The sequence below is a fragment of the Fulvivirga aurantia genome (assembly GCF_009711475.1).
Classification (GTDB): domain Bacteria; phylum Bacteroidota; class Bacteroidia; order Cytophagales; family Cyclobacteriaceae; genus Fulvivirga; species Fulvivirga aurantia.
In genome coordinates, this window is record NZ_SMMD01000385.1 from 1 (window position 1) to 2,229 (window position 2,229).

General features: G+C 37.6%; 3 protein-coding genes. All 3 read right to left on the reverse strand.

The window, feature by feature from the left end; all coding sequences use genetic code 11:
- On the reverse strand, window positions 1-367 hold a 367-nt coding region (locus tag E1176_RS02075; protein WP_425482547.1), incomplete at its 3' end, for a DUF1573 domain-containing protein.
- 81 nt (window positions 368-448) lie between these two features.
- Entirely contained in the window at window positions 449-1,843 is a 1,395-nt protein-coding gene (locus tag E1176_RS02080; protein ID WP_155208918.1) for an ATP-dependent DNA helicase, read from the reverse strand.
- Window positions 1,843-2,229, reverse strand: a 387-nt coding sequence (locus E1176_RS02085; RefSeq protein WP_155208919.1) for a PaaI family thioesterase, incomplete at its 5' end; no start/stop codon positions are given. The genes E1176_RS02085 and E1176_RS02080, both read right to left, overlap by 1 nt.

A 2,229-nucleotide genomic window follows, 5' to 3' on the forward strand; every position in this document is an offset into this window, starting at 1 on the left:
TTTGTCTACCAATTTTACCAGCGCTATTAAAAACAACTTTTATTTTACCAGTTTGTCCCGGTGCTACAGGATCTTTTGGCCACTCAGGTGCAGTACAACCACAAGTGGTTTGAACATTAGTAATTATTAAAGGCTCATTACCAGTATTTTCAAATTGAAACACGTGCTCAACTTTATCTCCCTGATGAATATCACCAAAGTCGTGTTTCTCTTCTTCAAAACTCATCACAGGACCTGATTTCACCTCTGTCGCTTCTTGTTCTTGAGCTAAAACTCCTGCAAACACAAATAGGCCAAATATCAATGCACTTATCTTTTTCATTTTCTTAATTTTTATCTTTTCAAACAAATATACTTTTTCATTCACAAGTATCAATAACCTTGCCTTTGATAGCGCTATGCAAACATAGTTTTATCAGGAAAGATTCTATAGACTACTTGTTTTTAATCAATGAAAGAAAGATTGATCAAAATTCACCATAAATAATTGTGTGGTAGCTCTGGTAACAGCGGTGTATAACCACCTGACATACTCTCTATCAATTTCATCGATTTTAATAAATCCCTGATCTACAAATACCGCGGGCCACTGTCCACCTTGTGATTTATGACAGGTTAATGCATAGGCAAATTTTACCTGTAATGCATTGAGGTAAGGATCTTTCTTGAGTGCTTCTTTTATTTCTTTTTTTGTCGAAAGATCGAAGTAATCAGCTTTAACTTGATCGTAGAGTTTCTTGTTCTGCTCATTACTTAAGGCCGAGCTTTCTGTATGTAGTGTGTCTAAAATTACTTTAGCCTCAAAACTGGTTTCTGATGGATAATCAGGTAGTTTTAATTGTAAGGTCGCAAAACGAAAACCATACATTTCTTCAAACGAAACGATTTTTTGAACTTGCACAAAGTCTCCATTTGCCAGAAACCCACCTGTTTGATCGCCAGGACTGTGAAGGTAGTTATTTCTAACCACCATTAGCAACTCACCCGCCTCCAGCTCTGATTCATAGAAATGGATTCTATTTCTTATATATTGATTGTAATTGTTAGCAAGCTTATTTGACCTGCAAATAATTACTGTATTTTCAATCCCATATCGATCATAGGCCCAACGAAGGCCTTCTTCCATCTTTTCCCCGGTCATTCTAAAGATGTCTTTTTCTCCACCAGTGCTAATTTTTATCTGCGGCTTCTGGTTTTTTATTTGCTCTCTTAATCTGGTGGCATTCTTGAGAATTCCAGAATCTGAGGCCTGCCTTGTAACCTCAGTTAAAACTGATTCAAATACAGTAGTATTAAAATTAAAATTAAGGTGGTCATTATTTAATGCAGGGCTATCTGTTTGACCAACTGGCGGAAGCTGTGCATTATCTCCAATGAGAATCAATTTGTTGCTATCACTTGTAAAGACAAAATCCATAAGGTCGGACAGCAAGCCTCGACCTATTCCGGTATCTTCACTTATCATAGACGATTCGTCAATGATAAAGACCGTATTTTTAGCATAATTTGACTGTCTTTTAAAGACTGGCCCGACTCCATCATCGGAAGCTTGCTTATAGATTTTTTTATGAATAGTAAAAGCCATCTTATTCGCATAAGAAGACATCACTTTTGCCGCCCTCCCGGTTGGAGCTAGTAGCACAAACTTAAAATTAAAAAGAGGCAAAACCTGTGTAAGAGCACTTACCACTGTAGTTTTACCCGTACCGGCATATCCTTTTATCAATAAAACCGGACGATCTTCAGCTTTCAGAAAGCTATCTACCTTAGTAAATAAACTGGCCTGATCTGGAGTCGGCTCGTAAGGAAATTTATTGATTAATATTTGAGATGGTAATGGCATTAGCCTTTTACCTCTTCTGGAAAGATAGTAACCATTGTAGTACTCGCTTTAGCAATAAGCGTTTTCTTCTCGCCATCGATACACCAAACTTCTGCTTCACAGAAATTCATTTTTCTCCCCGATTTTAAAACATAGCCAATAGCATGTATCTTTTGACCAACACCGGGGTTCAGATAAGAAATCTTCAACTCACCCGTCACTACATGATGATCATCAGGCACTTTAGTATATGCGGCAAAACCAGCCACTATATCCGCCACAGTGGCTATCAACCCTCCGTGCACAAATCCTTTTTGTTGTTTATGTATCTGAGCAATGTCTAACCAGCCTTCAGTTCTTCCTTCTTCAATCACATTGAGGTCAAAATCAATATGCTTCATGAAGTG

Bases quoted from the DNA above. Each gene is read 5' to 3' on its own strand.
- E1176_RS02080 (WP_155208918.1), bottom strand. From the start codon at position 1,843: ATGCCATTACCATCTCAAATATTAATCAATAAATTTCCTTACGAGCCG.